Origin of the sequence: Peribacillus sp. FSL E2-0218 (genome assembly GCF_037992945.1) — a bacterium.
GTDB classification, from domain to species: Bacteria; Bacillota; Bacilli; order Bacillales; family DSM-1321; genus Peribacillus; species Peribacillus simplex_B.
Genome location: NZ_CP150304.1, coordinates 4,461,611 through 4,477,932, shown reverse-complemented (window position 1 = coordinate 4,477,932; position 16,322 = coordinate 4,461,611). Strand labels below are relative to the sequence as shown.

Here is a 16,322-nt window from a genome sequence, read left to right as displayed (position 1 = left end):
GGAGAGTGAACAAGGTGAAACGTTATTTATGCAGCATCATCATCAGCTTGGTTGTCCTCTTAAGCATCGGGACTTATTATGTGAAAGTAGCTTCCTCCGCTTCAAGCTTGCCGACGTATACATTCAAGACAAGTGAAGGCAGCGTTAAAGAGCTTGCTCCGGTTAGAGTAAATGCTTCACTTGGAAATGGAGGATTTTATGAACCATTGAGCATTGAATCCAATCGAACCATATATGACAGTGATAGGTCCTTCTGGTCTGACAGAAATGATGCTCAAATTGAACGATTGATAAAGGAACATCGTTCATTCATGCGCGGGAAGGACATCATCGATTCCTTTTATGAAGACGATGATTTCCTCGCTTACGCATCCGTGAATAGCGAATATACGAAGAGCGGGAAAATGAAAGCGGAGTTCGATATCGGTTTATTGGAGAAGAAAGGCGAAGATGAAACGACCTTCCGCATCGACGTTCTCGATCAAGAGAGAGTAATGAATACCGAAGTCAGGGATGTGCAGCTGATCCATTCGAAGCTGCAGGTATTGACGATGAATGATATGAACTCGAACGATGATAAGCAAACGAAAGAGATTCATCTGTATACAATCGATTTAGCCAAGAAAAAGGTTGTGAGCGACAGAACCCTTGCCTCCGAAACCTTTACGTACCCAAATCAAGTGGACTTTGAAATGCCGGTGAATACATCACCTTCAAAGCCAAGTAATATGGTATTATTTTCTCTCATTAAAGGCGTAAATCATGAGGAACGTGATTATGAGGTTAAACTAAAGGAAAGCAAGCTGTACTCTTACCAGTATGATACGGAAAAATTAACAACGATTAAGGGTGCCAAGAAAGAATCGCTCAATTTTGACATCGCAAGATCCGGTTATACCGATGGAAAAAACCTATACACACTTGATGCCACATCCGGCAAGTATCATCTGAAGACATTTAACTTAAGCAGTGAAGCGTTAACGAATGACATGGAACTGGATTTAGCGGTTAATAAAAAAGCACAAAGCTACGTTGAAGTTAAGAACGGGCGTGTGTACATCCTATTAGGCAACGAAGTGGATCAATACGTTATAACAAATAAACCTGCCCAGCTGCTGATTGCCGATTTAAAGACCGGAAAGACTTTATATGAAGGTGAAACGGTCAGGCATGCAGCCGATAAAAAGAACGAACAAAAAATTGGGTTTTCCATAAATAACCTGGAAGTTAAATGATGAAGCGAAAGGTCCCCTCATTAATGAAGGGACCTTTACTTTTGGACTCGATCTGATCAGGCAAAATGGATGTACCCCGCTTACCCAGAGGCGGTCCGTGAACATTCTCTGCATCTAAGATGAACGTATAAAAAAGGGCTGGGAATGAAATCATTCCCAGCCCTTTAGTCTTAAGCTGAAGCGATTGTTGCTCTTGCTGCACGTTCTTTCCGGCCATGCAGGAAGAAGTACAGGACGGAAGTGGCGATGACCGCGACGCCTAGAATGACATAGAGCGTGCTGTAGCCTGTGATTGGAATGATGAAACCAAGAATATATGGGCCGAACCCAAGACCTGCATCAAGCATGATAAAGAAGGTCGAGGTCGCCATTCCCATACGGTGAGGCGGTGTCAGTTTAACCGCAATCGCCTGCGAGCTTGATTGCATATTACCGAAGCCAAGTCCGATGAGGAAGCCAGCCGCCAATAAAGTGAAGCTATTGGTCGTAATGCTTAGAAGCAGCAAACCTGCACCAAATATCATGAAAGCCGGATACATGATGAAGTTCGCTCCTCTCCGGTCCATTAACGGTCCAGAGAAAGGACGTGATACTAATACAGCCACAGCATAAATGACAAAGAAGAAGCTTGCCGTATTGACCAGGTCGATTTCAATGGCGTAAAAACTGATGAAAGAAAGGACGCTGGAATAGCAGAATGCCAATATTAAAGTGATCAATGAGATGGGCAGTGCTTTTGGTTCGATAAAGTTGGAGAGCTTGAACCCTTTGCTTTCTGCCGCTTTTGCAGTTCCTTTCAAAGCCGGTACATACAGGAAGAATGCTGTGACCAGACTGATAAGCCCTAAGGCCAGGCAGAAACTGAAAATCACTTGGAAGCTTGTGTGCTGAGCCATATATAGACCGATGAAGGGTCCGATTGCCGTTGCAAGTGTCGCGCTCATGCTGTAATAGCCGATGCCCTCGCCTTTACGTGTTGCCGGAATGATTTGGGCGACGATCGTTCCCGTCGCGGTACTGGCCATGCCCATCGCCATCCCATGGATCAGGCGGTTAACAAGCAGGAAGCCGATTCCGAGATCGACAAAATATAGAATGGTCGTCAACGTAAAAAAGATCAACCCGATGAATAACGTTTTCTTACGGCCGATTGAATCGATGAAACGGCCAATGAACAAGCGTCCGATCAATGTCCCGATTATGAAGATACCTGATATGAGTCCAGCTTGGCTTGTAGATGCATTCAATTCATTTACAGCATAGATGGCAAGTGTCACCATCAATAAATAAAAGATTAATGTTATGAAAAAATTAATGGATGAGACGATGATGAAATCTTTCGTCCATAGGTTTGGTCTGGATTGTTCCATTTTATGATCTCCTTACTTTAAGATGTTATTTCTTATTTCACCCATGATGCGTATCGCTGCGAGTTGTTCCTCTTCAGTGATTCCTTCCAGGATGTCCTGTTCATATTGGTCGATCGTTACACGGACTTCGTTGTATATCTTTGTGCCGAGCTCCGTAAGCCGCATCCTTTTCTCGCGCCGATCCTTGCTTGGTACATGCTCGACATACCCCAATTCCTCCAAGCGGGTGATGGTCCTCGTAATCGTGGGCTTTTCAACGCTTTGATAATTGGCAAGCTCCACAAGCGTTGCCGATTCATAATTGAATAAGAAATGTAATATGGACCATTGCGCCCTGTGTAAATCATGCTTGCCCAGCTGGATATTAAGATTATTTTCAAACGGACGGTACAGCAGTAAAAGTTGCTGGAAGAATTTTTGGTAAGTCTTTATAGGAAACACCTCTTTTATCATTATATAGTTACCTTGAGTAATTGTTACCCTGAGTAACTATAATAGCAGAATTAATCTATTATGTCCAATCGGATTGGTATTATTTAAGCAAACAGGGTTATTTATCAGGGAAAGAGGGAAAATAGGAACGGGAGTTGATATGGGACATGTATAAATCGATCATTGCACTGGTTGCCTCAGCAACCATGCTGACTGCTTGCAATAGTGACCTGGCGAATGACCAGGAGAAACCAAAGGAAAATGAACAGCAAAAGGAAACGAAAGCGGGCCCTGAAAAAAATAAATGGTCCTCCTTGCCCGAATACGACGAAATCATCGAGCAGATCGGCGATAAAGACTATACACTCAATAAGGAAACGGATAACGATGATAAACGTGTATTCCTGATTGAACTAAACGGGGAAAAACAATATAAAACCATTTTTATCAAAAGAACCAATCGACTGAAAATCATCGAAATAAATGGCAACGGTGAAGTCTATGATAAAATCATCCAATAAAAACCATTCCGACTTTAAAAAAAGGCCACATTAAATCAATTCAACCGGAAATAAATGGTCCATCTATGCGTATAAATCGACCGAATGTGAAGATAATCCGTCCGTTAGGGGGAAGAATTCGACCCAACTGGAAATTTTACCTAGTCGGCGCGACCGGATTCGAGTATAGTGAATGCAACCGACTAGAGGGGAGTGGTACGAGTCACTCCTCTTTTTGATGGTTTAATGGGAGGGATGACATTGTCGGAGGGGTTCATTCATCATATTGAGCTTTACGTTTCAGATTTGAGACGGTCCATTGGTTTCTGGGGCTGGTTTTTGGAGGAAATGGGTTATGAGCCATATCAGGAGTGGGAGAGCGGGAAGAGCTGGCGATTAGCGGACATGTATATTGTTTTTGTTCAAGCGAAGGAGAGGTATTTGGATGTTCCCTATCATAGGGGAAGGGTCGGTCTTAACCATCTTGCCTTTCATGCTTCGTCTCGTCAGCAGGTTGATGAGATGACGATGAAATTGAGGGAGAGGGGAGTACCCGTCCTGTATGCGGACAAGCATCCGTTTGCCGGCGGAGGGGATCATTATGCGGTATATTTCGAAGATCCTGATAGGATGAAGGTCGAACTCGTCGGCCCTTGACTGCTTTGAACGGCGGCGGGAAGCAGGTTATCCATCAAAAATTGGCATAGCTGTACCGGGATAGATGCTCATCACCTTCGGGTTCAGGACGATAAAAGGCGTCGATTAAGATAAAGGCACCGGCGACCTGGGCCCAGCTGCCAAGCAAGAGGATTTGCTCCCCTATCCGGCGTTTTTCATTTAGAATGAAGATGTTTCCGATCGACTCAAAAAAAGAACCTGCTGCAATCAAGGCATTTCCTTTCAATTCAAGGGAACGTGAAATGGAATCCTCCGAAAGAAAGGCACCGAACGCTTCAAAAGCGGCTCCTAGACCTTGGATGCCGCTGCCGAGAGCATCCGTTTTCGTCCCCTCCTCATCAGAGCCATTCAGCTGCATATTGATTCCCACTGCATTTGCGGTGTTACCCGCAGCCTCAAGCCAAGCGCCTAAAATGAAATAGGTTTCGGAAATTTCATTTTCCGGCTCCAACATTTTCGTTCGTCCGATGGCTTGCAGGGAATTTGCGAAGGCTTCAATGCCATTCCCTTTTAATACCAAGTCCTTTCCAAGGTTTGTTCCGGTTAACGTTTGCTGGGTTTGCCCGATTGCACCAGTGAGTGTGCCGATGCCCAGTAACCATGCTCCTGAAATAAGGAGGTCATCTCCATGAGTGATCATATCTCTAACGCTCCTTAAAAGTGGTTACATTATAATATTCAGGAGGCAGTGTTTGTTTACATATTGCTTGAACACACGATGCGGGCTCCGATTATATGAAAATGAACCAATTATTGGTATAATGTCAGCTGGAGGAGATGGAATTGACTATTAACTATTTTACACAAATGATAATTGCTGCATTTTTCTTTATGCTTTTTTCATTTTGTGCCTGGTATGAGGGCAGCGAAATACTGGATAACTCATGGGAATGGAAGCATTCAACGTATTTTTCGGAACACGTAATCGATGCCGATGATATTTCGGATTTGGACCATTTCGTTTATGCCGCTAAATTCAGGCCGTTATTTCCGGTGCTTATGATTTTGACCGCTTCGTACATCATCATCCTGACGGGCCATCGTCTTTTCAAAAAAAGCATAACAAAAAAAGCTGTATTTCTGTCCGGCTTCGGAGCTCTATTTTTGTTTGCAAGCGGTATTGTTTCCAATTCGCCGACCATAGGGGGGGGTATCTTTCAAGCCATATTTTTGATAGGCGGAATGCTCTTGATTCTTGCGGCGGCCCTATGTTACTTTTGGTTGCCAAGAGGGTTCAAGACAGAAAGATAAGGTTTCCTGGCTGCCAAGAGAGGCAGCTTTTTATTTGCCAGCAAACGAGTGGGATGGACACAAATTAACGGAAAATAATAGCCCTTCACGCGAAATTCTTAGTTTGAACTCCACGTACATCTCAATTATAGTTAAGTCTGAATGAAGGGGATGGGTGGTCCTTTCCTCGTCATTCATGAAAAAAGTGAAAAGGTGATACTATGCCAGGCAAATTCAAAATTGAACAGCCCAAGATCGAAAAAGAGTTACCCCAAGGAAACTTTCAGGAAATCTATTATAAAGATGATCCATATCTTGATGCCTGTATCATCACCAATTGTACGATTGATCGCGAAAAAATCGACAAAATCGTATTATCACAGGTGGTTTTTAAAAATGTGACATTCAGTGATGTATCGTTCAGGAATATTGAGCTGACGGATGTAATTTTTGATCATTGCGACTTGACCAATGCCGATTTCATGGCTGGTTCGATTCATCGTGTCGAATTCAAGGATTCGAAATTACTGGGAATAAACCTGTCCGATGCCAGTTTAGGAAATGTCCAATTCGATAGCTGCAACTTGAATTTAAGTGCCTTCGGTTATGCATCATTAAAACAAGTGAAATTCGATCATTGCTCATTGGAAAGCGCAGATTTTTACGAGTGTAAATTCAAGAAAGTGATGTTCGATGCCTGCAGTTTAAATGAAGTGAATTTTTCCCGGACGCCACTTAAAGGAATCGACCTTAGCAGTTCCACCTTCCAAAGGCTGACCGTATCCTTGGAGGATCTAAACGGCTGCGAGGTTTCCCCGGATCAAGCGATAGGCTTTGCTTCCATGCTCGGACTGAAAATCAAAGAGTGACCTATAATGGGGCATTTATATGAAATCAGAGGATCGCCAATTTGGTGGTCTTTTTTTTGCGGGGTGCGGCCATATATATATTATTTATGTAAATAAATCATGCAGAATGTTTCCGCAAATCAAGGTTTGCTTTACAATATTTGTTAGGTGGGTTGAAGGGGGTCAACGATGATTATCAATAAGGTCACTTTATACAGTCATGTCTTGGATGAAATGCGGGATTTTTATGTAGGTGAGTTAGGGTTCGAGTTACACTCACAAACCGATGATGGTTTTGCCATTAAGGTGGGGGAGAGTGTGCTGGAGATGAAAAACTATCATCTCCAAGATAAGCCCTTCTATCATTTTGCCATAAACATTCCGACGAATTTATTTACCTCGGCAAAAAAATGGGCAAAGTCCAAGGTAGAGTTAATGAAGGAAGATGGTGTGGACGAAGTTCATTTTAGCCTTTCAGATGCCCATGCCTTTTATTTTTTGGACCCATCAGGCAACATCGTCGAGTTCATATCCCGGTATGCCGTATCACCTGAATCCCAGTCAAAGACTTTCTGCGCACGAGAATCTTTGTGCATTAGCGAAATAAACCTTACGACAGATGAAGTGGGGGGATATCGGGAATAAGTTGATGGGCTTAGGGCTTCCGGTAAGGAAGGGTGAATCGATAAATGAAGGCGGATTGAATTTTATAGGGCAGCATGAGGAAGGTTCGTTTTTACTGTTGGGTCCTAGGAATAGGCGCTGGTTTTTTTCGGATAGGGTGTCGGAATCCTTTCCGCTTTCGGTGGTCATTGATGATCAGCTGACCATTTCATTGGATGATGAAGGAAAGATGAAGGTTGAATCAGGTGTAACCGGCCAAGGAGGGCGATCGTTATATGTCAGAAAAGATTTGGAATGAGGTAGATTTATATTTTAGTAATAAGCTCCATACGACGGATCAGATCATGGATTCGATATTGAAAGCGAATGCTGAAGCGGGGCTGCCAGCGATCGATGTATCTCCAAACCAAGGGAAATTCCTTCATCTGTTAGCGAGACTCACTGGAGCGAAAAGCATCTTGGAAATCGGGACCCTTGGCGGCTATAGCAGTGTGTGGCTCGCTCGTGCTTTGCCGGAAAATGGCCGGTTGATAACGCTGGAATATGAGGCGAGGCACGCAAAAGTGGCTGAAGCGAATATCAAGCATGCAGGATTGGCCGATAAAATCAAGATTATCGTGGGGGCGGCGCTGGATACCTTGCCAAAGCTTAAAGAAAAGGGATTATCCAGCTTTGACCTCATTTTTATCGATGCCGATAAGTCCAATAATCCCGAGTATCTTAAATGGGCGCTGGAACTTTCCCGGCCGGGGACCGTGATCATCACCGATAATGTCATCCGTGATGGAAAAGTGCTCGCCCCGGATAGCGATGATCCGAATGTGAGGGGAATCCGTACATTCGTAGATAAGCTATCACAAGAACCAAGAATTGATTCCACGGTGATGCAAACGGTCGGAATGAAGGGGTATGATGGGTTTGTGATCGGGGTTGTAAAAGAGTGAAATGCATGCACAGGGGAAATGAGAAAAGGAAATCACATGTGTGAAACGTACATCATAATTCAGGGAGCCGGCCATGAAAAAATGAGTAAGCATAGTGATCGGAATCGGAGTGATCATCATCGGGATCATCTTCTTGGCAGCGGGGGTGTCTCAAACCACTCAGACGCCAAAGGAAGAGATGGCCGCTAAAAGGGCATTTCCGCAGCATGCAATTTATCAATCAGGAACGATAAAACCTGACCATATATCACAAGAGGAGCTGGACGATGCGGTCGGGGATTTTTATGAAACTTGGAAAAATCACTATCTCAAACAGCCAGCCGATAAACAAGATGAATATTATATCTATTACAACGATAAAGGATATGCAGAACCCAAAAACGCCGTGACCGTTTCGGAGGCCCATGGCTATGGAATGATGATGACGGCCATCATGGCAGGCAACGAGGATAAGCGGTATTTCGATGGACTTTACCGATTTTATAAAGCGCATAAAAGCGATAATGACCCTTCGTTGATGGCGTGGCAGCAAGTGAAAGATAAAACCGGGAAAATCATCAATACGCCAGGAGATGCCGACTCGGCAACCGATGGCGATATGGATATCGCTTATTCGCTGCTGTTGGCTGATCGTCAGTGGGGAAGCGATGGGAACATCGACTATCTTGCCCAGGCAAAAGACATCATGGAGGCGATCATGGCGCATGAAATCAACCGGTCGAAGTCGCTGATCAAATTGGGCGACTGGGCCGGGGATGATGATGAGGTATACGGAAAAGCCACACGTTCTTCCGATTTTCTTCTCAATCACTTGAAGGTATTCGAGGAGGAAACAGGGAATCATGACTGGGCGGCTGTAACGAATAAGGCGCATGAGATCATGCATACGATTTATGAAGAACAAAGTCGCGATACGGGTCTGATGCCGGATTTCATTGTCCTATCCACAGATGGATATCAGCCTGCACAAGCGGACTTTTTAGAAGGGGAGAATGATGGCGATTACAGCTGGAATAGCAGCAGGACTCCATGGCGCTATACGGTTGATTATTTGCTGACCGGCGATGATAGGTCGCTGCCGCAATTAAAGAAGATGAATGAATGGATCAGAGCGGAAACGGAGGGAGACCCTAACAATATTCAATCCGGCTATACGCTAAGCGGAAAAACAGTGGAGGAAGGCAATAGTACAAGCTTCGTTGCCCCACTCATGGTGAGTGCCATGATCGATTCGTCCAACCAGCAATGGATCAACGATTTGTGGGATCGGACCATACAGTCAAAAGAAGACGATGACTATTTTGCCAATACGATAAAATTACAGGCAATGATTGTGGTGTCAGGGAACTGGTGGGCACCATAATCGGGCAATTGATGAAAAGGGAGTTGGATGACCAATGGAAAAAGTGACACCATTCTTGATGTTCCAGGGAAATGCGGAAGAAGCGATGAATTATTACACCGCTTTGATCGAAGAGTCCGAAATAACAAGCATGACGCGGTATGGAGCCAATGAGCCAGGTGCAGAGGGAAGCGTCACGCAAGCCACCTTCACCTTAAAGGGTCAGGAGTTCATGTGCATCGATAGTAATGTGGAGCATCAATTTACGTTTACACCTTCGTTTTCAATCTTCCTTACATGTGATGGTGAAGAAGAAATAGACAGGCTTTATTCGGGTTTATCCGAAGGCGGACAAGTGCTGATGCCATTGGGTGATTATTCCTTTAGCAAGAAGTTCGGATGGATATCCGATAAATTTGGTGTCTCCTGGCAGCTGACCCTTCCTTTGGAATGAACAGGAAACCACCACTAACGGCAGCGTGTAGAAATTTTCCGAGTGTAGGCCGAATTATATGAAATGTAGGACGAAATAATTGGGTGTGGGACGAATTATATGTAGTGTGGGCCGAATTAATGGGCGTGCAGGCCGAATTATATGAGATGAAGGTCGAATTATATAAGTTGAAGGCTGAATGAATGGGCATGCAGGCCGAATTATATGGGTTGCATGCCTTACGCATATAGGCCGGATTATCAACGCCGTGACACAGGTGGGAGCATTTGATTGATGGTTCAGGAGAAACCGTTTGTGCTCCGGAGGAATTAATTATATAGTAATCGTTGAGTACATTCGTCTTGGAGTAAAAACGGTGATAAGAAAAGGCGCGGAGGAGAAATCATGAAAACTATTGGCACAGAACAAGAATACCGTGAACAAATCAAACAAGAGGGGCTGACGGTCGGAATTTTTACGACTACGTGGTGTCCAGATTGTAAACGCTTGGATATGTTCATCGATGAAATCACACAAGAACATCAAGACAAACAGTGGTTCACGATCGACCGTGACGAGTTCCCCGAGATTTCCGAGGAGCAAACGGTGATGGGAATTCCATCGCTATTAGTGTTTAAAAATGGTGAGAAGGTTGCACATCTGCACAGTGCAAATGCAAAAACTCCAGAGGCGGTCAACGAGTTTTTAAATGAACTGTAAATGTCTCTGACAAAGGAAACCCCGCGTGATATCGTCATGCGGGGTTTCCTTTTGCCTTTCTGTATTTCCTCGGTACTGTCCAAAAAGAAAAGACTTGTAAATTTTTCTATAAAATATCTTGATTTTTAAGTTGAAACGCGGTTTAATAATAGATACGAAATATCCATTATGGATATTGGATGTCCACTTATGTATAAAGAGGTGAAAGGAATTGCAATTAACAAAAGGGGTGGAGCAAGCGATATGCATCATTGTCATACTCTCGACTCAGGATAAAAGAGTGCCACTTTCATCTAATGAGATCAGCAGAAGGTTAGAAGTTTCGCCTTCGTATTTGAAAAAGATCATCCGGAAATTGGTCGTGAAGCAAATCATCACTTCCGTACCAGGAAATAATGGCGGTCTCTCTCTTGCCAAAAGTGTAGATGAGATAAAAAACATCGAAATAATTGAAGCGATGGAAGGCCCGATCGCGATGTTTCCGGATACAGGACTTATTGAAAAAGCGTTTAAAGACGGCGAGTATGCGGAAAAGGGAGTGGATGTTCTTCGCCGGATGTTTACTCAGGCGGATGAACTTCTGATGGAGTTCTTTTCTAGTCAAACGGTGGCAGATCTGTTAAGAGAAAGCTTTGGTACAAAAGAACTTCCGACCCTGAATTGGAACTCGGCGTCATTGAATGAATTAAAGTGTGAAGAGACAGGTGATAAAAATTGAATATGCTTAAACAAGAATGGAAGCTTTTCCTAACGAATAAAAAACTGGTGGGTGTCGCCATTGTTTTACTATTCGTTCCGATTATTTATGGAGGATTATTTCTTAGTTCCGCCTGGAACCCGTACGGCAAAACAGGTAATTTGCCTGTAGCCGTCGTGAATAATGATGTGAAGGCAGAATATGAAGGGAAGACCTTGACGGTCGGCGATGAGCTTGTCGATCGGTTAAAGGACAACGACGATCTGGAATGGCATTTCGTTTCGGAAGAACAGGCGAAAAAAGGATTCAAGGATGGTACGTATTATATGGTCGTGACGATTCCGCGTGATTTTTCGAAAAATGCGTCAACCGTTATGGATAAGAAGCCTAAGAAAATGAATTTAACGTATGATGCGAATCCTGGACGCAGTTTCGTTTCTGAAACGGTCGGGACTAAGGCAACGAATAATTTGAAAACGGAGATTGCTGAAAGTGTCACAAAAGAATATGCGGAAGCGATTTTCTCGCAGCTCGGAGAAATCGGGGATGGTTTCAGTGAAGCAGCGGATGGGGCATCGAAATTGGATGACGGCGCCGAAAAGCTTCATGATGGAAACAAAGCAGTGACAGACAATCTGAATAAATTAGCGTCCAGTACATTAACGTTCAAGGACGGGGCGAATAAGCTTCAAATTGGCGTTGGCAAGTTTTTGGACGGTGTTCATAAACTGGAAGGCGGCGCAACGGAATTAAACAAAGGGATAGCCCAATATACGAATGGAGTCGGGCAGCTCCAAACAGGTGTTAATGAACTAGCATCGGGTACAGGAGAGTTAACGAACAACAGTGAGGCGTTGATGCAAGGCTCTTCACAGCTTTCGAATGGATTGGCCAAAGTGGTCCCGGGAGCCCAAAGCTTGAATAATGGCTTAGCGGAAGCACAAACCGGCAGTGCCAGTCTGAATGATGGCTTGAATCTATTATCGGAAAATGCAAGTCAACTGACGGATCAATCGACAGGCATTCCAAAGTTGGCGGAAGGCCAAAGGAGCTTGAATGATGGAATTACCAAGCTGTCGGAGGGAAGTCAGGCGTTGAATGATGGTTTGAAAAAACTGGATGGCCAATTGCCTGCTCGTGAACAGCTAAGTCAGCTTACACAAGGACTGGCAATCATCCAAAGCGGCGTCAATAAATTGCAAGAAGCGATCCCGGCAGGAAGCAGCACGTCCGGCACCGTTTCAAGCATCAAGAAGGATCTTGAGAACAGCCAAGCAGCACTAACGCAGCTTCAATCATCCATTGCGAGCAACGGACAAAGCACAATCGATGCCGTCAAAGGAACGGAAGCTTACAAAGGCATGACAAGTGAACAGCAATCCGAATTACTCGGGGCGATTCAAAACGAAGCGCAGATCCAAGCAGGATCCCAAAAGGAAATTGCATCGGCGCTTGCAGGCAGCATATCCGATTTATCTGCACAATTAACGAACCATGTGATGCCAGTTTTGAATGGTTTAGGTCAGCTGCCGGAACAAGTGGCAGCCTTGAATAGTGCTGTGAATAAAGTCAATCCGAACGCGGTTTCAGCGTTGAATGGATACACGGCCATAAAGGATTCACTGGAAAATCAGTTCATTCCGGGTGCATCGCAATTAAATACAGGTCTGTCGGAAGCGGTTAATGGCAGCAATCAATTAACGGAAGCAACCGATAGCCTAAATGAACGAACACCGGAACTGGTGAATGGCATCAATCAGCTGGCACAAGGCGGTTCGTCGTTGAATAATGGCCTCTCGAAACTAACTGAGGGTTCTGGTCAATTGGTAAATGGCGTCTCCCAGCTCCAAACAGGCTCGGCAGCCTTTGGAAGTGGTTTAGAAAAGTATACGTTCGGCGTTAAAAAGGTAGGCGAAGGGGCGAGCAAACTGGCCGATGGCGCCAACGAACTGAATGCCAACTCAGCCGCCTTGAACAATGGTTCATCTGCACTTGTTGAAGGTACGGAACAATTGGCAAGCAATCTGCCGACATTAAGCAATGGTGTCATCCAGCTTGCTGATGGTGCAGGTAAGATTAATGAAGGTTCATCGAAACTAGCAAAAGGGTCAAATAAACTGGGAGATGGCATCTCCTCACTGAAAGATGGAACGAAAGAGCTTTCGCAAAAATTAAGCGATGGTGCGGAAGAAATAAACAGTAATGAAACATCAGAAGCTAATTACAGCATGATTGCTGAACCAACAAAGGTTAAAGAACAAAAAATCAGCAAGGTACCGAATTATGGCCATGCCCTGGCTCCTTATGTATTGTCTTTAGGATTATTCGTAGGTGCGATTGCCTTCAACATGGGCTTCCCGACAGGCATGCCGTCCACACGGCCTACATCGGGGGTGGCATGGTGGTTCAGTAAATTCACCGTGCTATTCATTCAAGCAACGATTTCGGCATTAGTTCTTGATGCAATCATGATCTGGGGAATGGATTTACAGGTCGAGAGCTTGGGGCAATTCATCATCGTTTCAATCTTGACCTCCCTGACCTACATGTTCCTTGTAACCTTCCTGACCGTAGCCTTTGGAAATCCTGGTCGCTTACTAGCGATGATTTTCCTTGTATTACAGATAGGTGCAAGCGGGGGAATGTTCCCTGTCGAGCTAATGAATAACTTCTACAGGGCGGTTCATCCGTTCATTCCGATGACGTATTCCGTCATGGGCTTCCGTCAATCGATGAGCGCGAGCCTTGGAGCGGATGCATTGACCTCCAGTTATCTTTTCCTTACTGGGTGCATCATTGTATTTAACCTGCTCTTGTTGCTCACTTTGGTTATTCGCAAGCGCAAAGAACAAACGATCGAAGTTGAAGCATAATAATAAATGAGAAAGCCCCCGGAGCCATTGTGCCGGGGGCTTTAATTTCCTATCTATTCTTCGACCTTCAGTCCCTTTTCCTCGGGATTTTCAACCACATGCTTAAGGATGGAGAGTTTGTTATCCCAGAATCGGTCATAAAATGAAAGCCATTCCTTCAATTCGTTTAAGGGCTCGGGCTGAAGCCGAAAGCGTTTCTCTCTTCCTACCTTCCGCCCGCTGACCAATTCAGCTTCGGATAGAATATGAAGATGCTTGGCAATCGCCGTACGGCTCATCGGAAAATGAGAGGTGATGGCCGAAATGGGTAATTCCCCTCCAGCAAGCAATTGCAGGACTTTTCTGCGGGTGGGGTCGGCCACAGCTTGGAATACATCATATTTTTCTGCGGAAGAGGTCACTTAGCCCTCAACAGCCTTTTTAAGTCGTTCATTAACGATTTGATCCCACCCATGCGCCATTCTATCGCGGACAACCGAGCTTTTTTCATTCGCTTTCGGAAGAATCGATCCAGGCTGCTTCCACCCGCCATGGATCAGGGTGAATTCAGTTTTGCCATCCTGCTCTTTTAAATGGAATGAAACGATCCAACCGTCAGTATCCCACGAGAAAGAGAGGCGATGTGGGGCATCTATCTCCAATACCTTACATGGAGAGGGGCCAAACGGTGATTGTACATGGAACTCATGTCCCACTTTCGGCTGAAAATCATTCGGCATGAACCATGAAGCGATCCCCTCGGCAGTCGATACTGTATCCCAAACCTTTTGGATCGGTGCTTCAATAATGACGGTCTTCTTGACATCCTCTAAAGTATGCTGCTTTTCCATAGTGACTCTCCCTTTTAACTGTAATGTGAAACCATTTGGTTTTTCTTTAATGATTATATAAAACCATTTGGTTTCATGTCAACGGTTTTCACTGGAGCGATCTTTCCTGGTTTTATTCATTCCCTATTTTTTCAATTTGTTCCGATAAGCTCGTTATTTGATCGATGGTTTGCATGATTTCCGATTCTTCCAATGCTTTAGGATCGATTTGTCCTTTTTCAATATTATTCAGGTATAATTCAATGCCATCTGACAGCTGCTGATTTGAAGCAACGATTTTTTCATGGATGGTTTCGGCGATTTGAGGCGGCTCAATTGCATTGAATTCTTCAATCTCCGTTTGCAGCTGCTGCAGCTCTTTTTCAAGGCTTTGCCTTGCTTCGGTATTCGTGACGGCATCTTGGGCCAATGCAGGTAGCTCATTGGCAAATCCCTTAACGGTATTCACATACTCCGTCGCATTATCTGCATATTCCAAGGATGAATGGACTTCCCCCAAAAGCGAGCACCCGCTTAAGGCAAGGATGGAAAGAAAAGCGATCGCGATTATTTTTTTCATAAGTGCCTCCTGTGTGATTTTATTCGGATTGATTAAATGGGTAAGAATCTTTTTTTATAAATCGCTGCAATCGAATTCAATATGAAACCGGGAATTCGTTTCGGGAAAAATGACTTTGAATAGAAAAGGTGAAAGGCGCTTTTCAAATCATGCCACTGATTGCAGGATTTAACCTGCTTGAACCTTGCTACATCGATGATTTTCACCTTTTTTTCGGAAGTGATGAAGATGTTCCTTAAATGGATATCCGAAGGGTTCAATCCTTCTTTTCTTGCTAATTGCAAAGCATGGTCAATTTCCTCGATATTTTCTTCTGTTATCGGGATCCCTAACGTCAAACATTCAAAAAGGGTGTTGCCTTCGATATGATCGATGACCAGAAAATTCAGTCCGGCAGCATATAGAGTTGGGTAATAATCAATGGATTGAACGGTTCGATATATTTCGGCTTCCACTTTAGCTGTTTGAATTTGGTCCGGGAAAAAAACCTTTAGCGCTTTATTGGTGGAATGTATCCGGAATACATAAGCGCTGCGGCCCTTGCCGATAAGAGTTAGGGATGGGTCGGCATCAAGCAATGAATACTTCTTATCATCGGAAATCTTGACGCTTGCTGCTAAATCATTATAGTTCTGCATACTGTTCACCTCTAATGTGCAAATTTCAAATCAAAAAAGACGGTATGACCGATTATTGGTCATACCGTCTTTTAAAAACCAAAAGACCTCACCAAATAATCGGCAAGGTCTTGCAAACAACTGGAATCAGTTGCCAATAAAGCCGAGGATAAAATCCTGTATTGACGACTTTATTGTATAGCTACTCCCCTTAACAGAAGGATTCTTATAAATTTATTTATAGTAATTATATAGTTTATGGGCTTCACCCGTCAAATATGAGGAATGATGGGGTGACCTCGCAACTTTATTCAATGCATATGGCCTATCACGTAATTAATTATTCTAGTATATCATTATGCGCGGCATTAAGCCACGGGTTACCTTTTG

Annotated in this window: 19 protein-coding genes and 1 pseudogene; 13 read left to right on the top strand and 7 right to left on the bottom strand. The window is 44.1% G+C overall.

Annotated features, from left to right (window positions below):
• The first annotated feature begins 14 nt into the window (after positions 1–14).
• Positions 15–1,235 carry a hypothetical protein gene (locus tag MHI53_RS21565; RefSeq protein WP_340372253.1) on the top strand — a complete coding sequence of 407 codons (1,221 nt, stop codon included), beginning with the start codon at positions 15–17 and terminating at the stop codon, positions 1,233–1,235.
• Positions 1,236–1,405: 170 nt separating this feature from the next.
• Here MHI53_RS21565 and MHI53_RS21560 read toward each other — a convergent pair whose 3' ends face one another.
• Complete coding sequence (locus MHI53_RS21560; protein ID WP_061142692.1) at positions 1,406–2,605, bottom strand: MFS transporter; 1,200 nt, start codon at positions 2,603–2,605, stop codon at positions 1,406–1,408.
• Between the two features lie 12 nt (positions 2,606–2,617).
• Positions 2,618–3,058, bottom strand: coding sequence for a MarR family transcriptional regulator (locus MHI53_RS21555; RefSeq protein ID WP_061142693.1), 441 nt, complete (start codon positions 3,056–3,058; stop codon positions 2,618–2,620).
• Between the two features lie 146 nt (positions 3,059–3,204).
• Between MHI53_RS21555 and MHI53_RS21550 the strand changes: the two genes are divergently transcribed.
• Together MHI53_RS21550 and MHI53_RS21545 are read left to right on the top strand one after the other, a co-directional pair.
• Positions 3,205–3,558: a hypothetical protein gene (locus MHI53_RS21550; RefSeq protein ID WP_061142694.1), complete on the top strand. Its 354-nt coding sequence runs from the start codon at positions 3,205–3,207 to the stop codon at positions 3,556–3,558.
• 240 nt (positions 3,559–3,798) lie between these two features.
• Entirely contained in the window at positions 3,799–4,194 is a 396-nt protein-coding gene (locus tag MHI53_RS21545) for a VOC family protein (protein ID WP_061142695.1), read from the top strand.
• Positions 4,195–4,228: 34 nt separating this feature from the next.
• Here the strand turns inward: MHI53_RS21545 and MHI53_RS21540 are convergent, their stop codons facing one another.
• Positions 4,229–4,855: a hypothetical protein gene (locus MHI53_RS21540; RefSeq protein ID WP_340372252.1), complete on the bottom strand. Its 627-nt coding sequence runs from the start codon at positions 4,853–4,855 to the stop codon at positions 4,229–4,231.
• Between the two features lie 143 nt (positions 4,856–4,998).
• On the opposite strand from MHI53_RS21540, the gene MHI53_RS21535 reads away from it, so the two are divergent.
• The 10 genes and pseudogenes from MHI53_RS21535 (at position 4,999) to MHI53_RS21490 (ending at position 13,926) form a co-directional block, all read left to right on the top strand.
• Complete coding sequence (locus tag MHI53_RS21535) at positions 4,999–5,466, top strand: DUF4306 domain-containing protein (protein WP_340372251.1); 468 nt, start codon at positions 4,999–5,001, stop codon at positions 5,464–5,466.
• Between the two features lie 200 nt (positions 5,467–5,666).
• On the top strand, positions 5,667–6,314 hold the full coding sequence (locus tag MHI53_RS21530) for a pentapeptide repeat-containing protein (RefSeq protein WP_340372250.1): 648 nt from the start codon (positions 5,667–5,669) through the stop codon (positions 6,312–6,314).
• Between the two features lie 168 nt (positions 6,315–6,482).
• Complete coding sequence (locus MHI53_RS21525) at positions 6,483–6,938, top strand: VOC family protein (protein WP_340372249.1); 456 nt, start codon at positions 6,483–6,485, stop codon at positions 6,936–6,938.
• A gap of 4 nt (positions 6,939–6,942) precedes the next feature.
• A complete protein-coding gene (locus MHI53_RS21520; protein ID WP_340372248.1) occupies positions 6,943–7,215 on the top strand; it encodes a hypothetical protein in 273 nt (90 codons plus the stop codon).
• Complete coding sequence (locus MHI53_RS21515) at positions 7,193–7,861, top strand: O-methyltransferase (RefSeq protein ID WP_340372247.1); 669 nt, start codon at positions 7,193–7,195, stop codon at positions 7,859–7,861. Before MHI53_RS21520 ends, MHI53_RS21515 begins: the two co-directional genes overlap by 23 nt.
• A gap of 94 nt (positions 7,862–7,955) precedes the next feature.
• Positions 7,956–9,224 carry a glycosyl hydrolase family 8 gene (locus MHI53_RS21510; RefSeq protein WP_340372246.1) on the top strand — a complete coding sequence of 423 codons (1,269 nt, stop codon included), beginning with the start codon at positions 7,956–7,958 and terminating at the stop codon, positions 9,222–9,224.
• Between the two features lie 34 nt (positions 9,225–9,258).
• Complete coding sequence (locus MHI53_RS21505; protein WP_340372245.1) at positions 9,259–9,657, top strand: VOC family protein; 399 nt, start codon at positions 9,259–9,261, stop codon at positions 9,655–9,657.
• Between the two features lie 369 nt (positions 9,658–10,026).
• Positions 10,027–10,356 (top strand): annotated as a pseudogene (locus MHI53_RS21500) (thioredoxin family protein); the annotation flags it as partial.
• A gap of 211 nt (positions 10,357–10,567) precedes the next feature.
• Positions 10,568–11,074 carry an Rrf2 family transcriptional regulator gene (locus MHI53_RS21495; RefSeq protein ID WP_061142703.1) on the top strand — a complete coding sequence of 169 codons (507 nt, stop codon included), beginning with the start codon at positions 10,568–10,570 and terminating at the stop codon, positions 11,072–11,074.
• Positions 11,075–11,076: 2 nt separating this feature from the next.
• Complete coding sequence (locus MHI53_RS21490) at positions 11,077–13,926, top strand: YhgE/Pip domain-containing protein (RefSeq protein ID WP_340373716.1); 2,850 nt, start codon at positions 11,077–11,079, stop codon at positions 13,924–13,926.
• 53 nt (positions 13,927–13,979) lie between these two features.
• Here MHI53_RS21490 and MHI53_RS21485 read toward each other — a convergent pair whose 3' ends face one another.
• The 4 genes from MHI53_RS21485 to MHI53_RS21470 all read right to left on the bottom strand — a co-directional run bounded on the left by MHI53_RS21485 (position 13,980) and on the right by MHI53_RS21470 (position 15,953).
• Positions 13,980–14,327, bottom strand: a complete 348-nt coding sequence (locus MHI53_RS21485) for a metalloregulator ArsR/SmtB family transcription factor (protein ID WP_340372244.1) — start codon at positions 14,325–14,327, stop codon at positions 13,980–13,982.
• A complete protein-coding gene (locus MHI53_RS21480) occupies positions 14,328–14,756 on the bottom strand; it encodes an SRPBCC domain-containing protein (protein ID WP_340372243.1) in 429 nt (142 codons plus the stop codon).
• A 112-nt stretch (positions 14,757–14,868) separates the two neighbouring features.
• A complete protein-coding gene (locus MHI53_RS21475) occupies positions 14,869–15,315 on the bottom strand; it encodes a DUF6376 family protein (RefSeq protein ID WP_340372242.1) in 447 nt (148 codons plus the stop codon).
• A 32-nt stretch (positions 15,316–15,347) separates the two neighbouring features.
• Positions 15,348–15,953 (bottom strand): protein kinase family protein, encoded by a 606-nt coding sequence (locus MHI53_RS21470; protein WP_061142708.1) that lies wholly within the window; start codon positions 15,951–15,953, stop codon positions 15,348–15,350.
• Positions 15,954–16,322: the final 369 nt, after the last annotated feature.

Excerpts from the sequence above, each read along its gene's own strand:
- MHI53_RS21515 (WP_340372247.1), top strand. The coding sequence starts at position 7,193 with ATGTCAGAAAAGATTTGGAATGAGGTAGATTTATATTTTAGTAATAAG.
- MHI53_RS21525 (WP_340372249.1), top strand. The coding sequence starts at position 6,483 with ATGATTATCAATAAGGTCACTTTATACAGTCATGTCTTGGATGAAATG.
- MHI53_RS21470 (WP_061142708.1), bottom strand. The coding sequence starts at position 15,953 with ATGCAGAACTATAATGATTTAGCAGCAAGCGTCAAGATTTCCGATGAT.
- MHI53_RS21540 (WP_340372252.1), bottom strand. The coding sequence starts at position 4,855 with ATGATCACTCATGGAGATGACCTCCTTATTTCAGGAGCATGGTTACTG.
- MHI53_RS21490 (WP_340373716.1), top strand. The coding sequence starts at position 11,077 with ATGCTTAAACAAGAATGGAAGCTTTTCCTAACGAATAAAAAACTGGTG.
- MHI53_RS21530 (WP_340372250.1), top strand. The coding sequence starts at position 5,667 with ATGCCAGGCAAATTCAAAATTGAACAGCCCAAGATCGAAAAAGAGTTA.
- MHI53_RS21560 (WP_061142692.1), bottom strand. The coding sequence starts at position 2,605 with ATGGAACAATCCAGACCAAACCTATGGACGAAAGATTTCATCATCGTC.
- MHI53_RS21475 (WP_340372242.1), bottom strand. The coding sequence starts at position 15,315 with ATGAAAAAAATAATCGCGATCGCTTTTCTTTCCATCCTTGCCTTAAGC.
- MHI53_RS21480 (WP_340372243.1), bottom strand. The coding sequence starts at position 14,756 with ATGGAAAAGCAGCATACTTTAGAGGATGTCAAGAAGACCGTCATTATT.
- MHI53_RS21550 (WP_061142694.1), top strand. The coding sequence starts at position 3,205 with ATGTATAAATCGATCATTGCACTGGTTGCCTCAGCAACCATGCTGACT.
- MHI53_RS21520 (WP_340372248.1), top strand. The coding sequence starts at position 6,943 with ATGGGCTTAGGGCTTCCGGTAAGGAAGGGTGAATCGATAAATGAAGGC.
- MHI53_RS21555 (WP_061142693.1), bottom strand. The coding sequence starts at position 3,058 with ATGATAAAAGAGGTGTTTCCTATAAAGACTTACCAAAAATTCTTCCAG.
- MHI53_RS21505 (WP_340372245.1), top strand. The coding sequence starts at position 9,259 with ATGGAAAAAGTGACACCATTCTTGATGTTCCAGGGAAATGCGGAAGAA.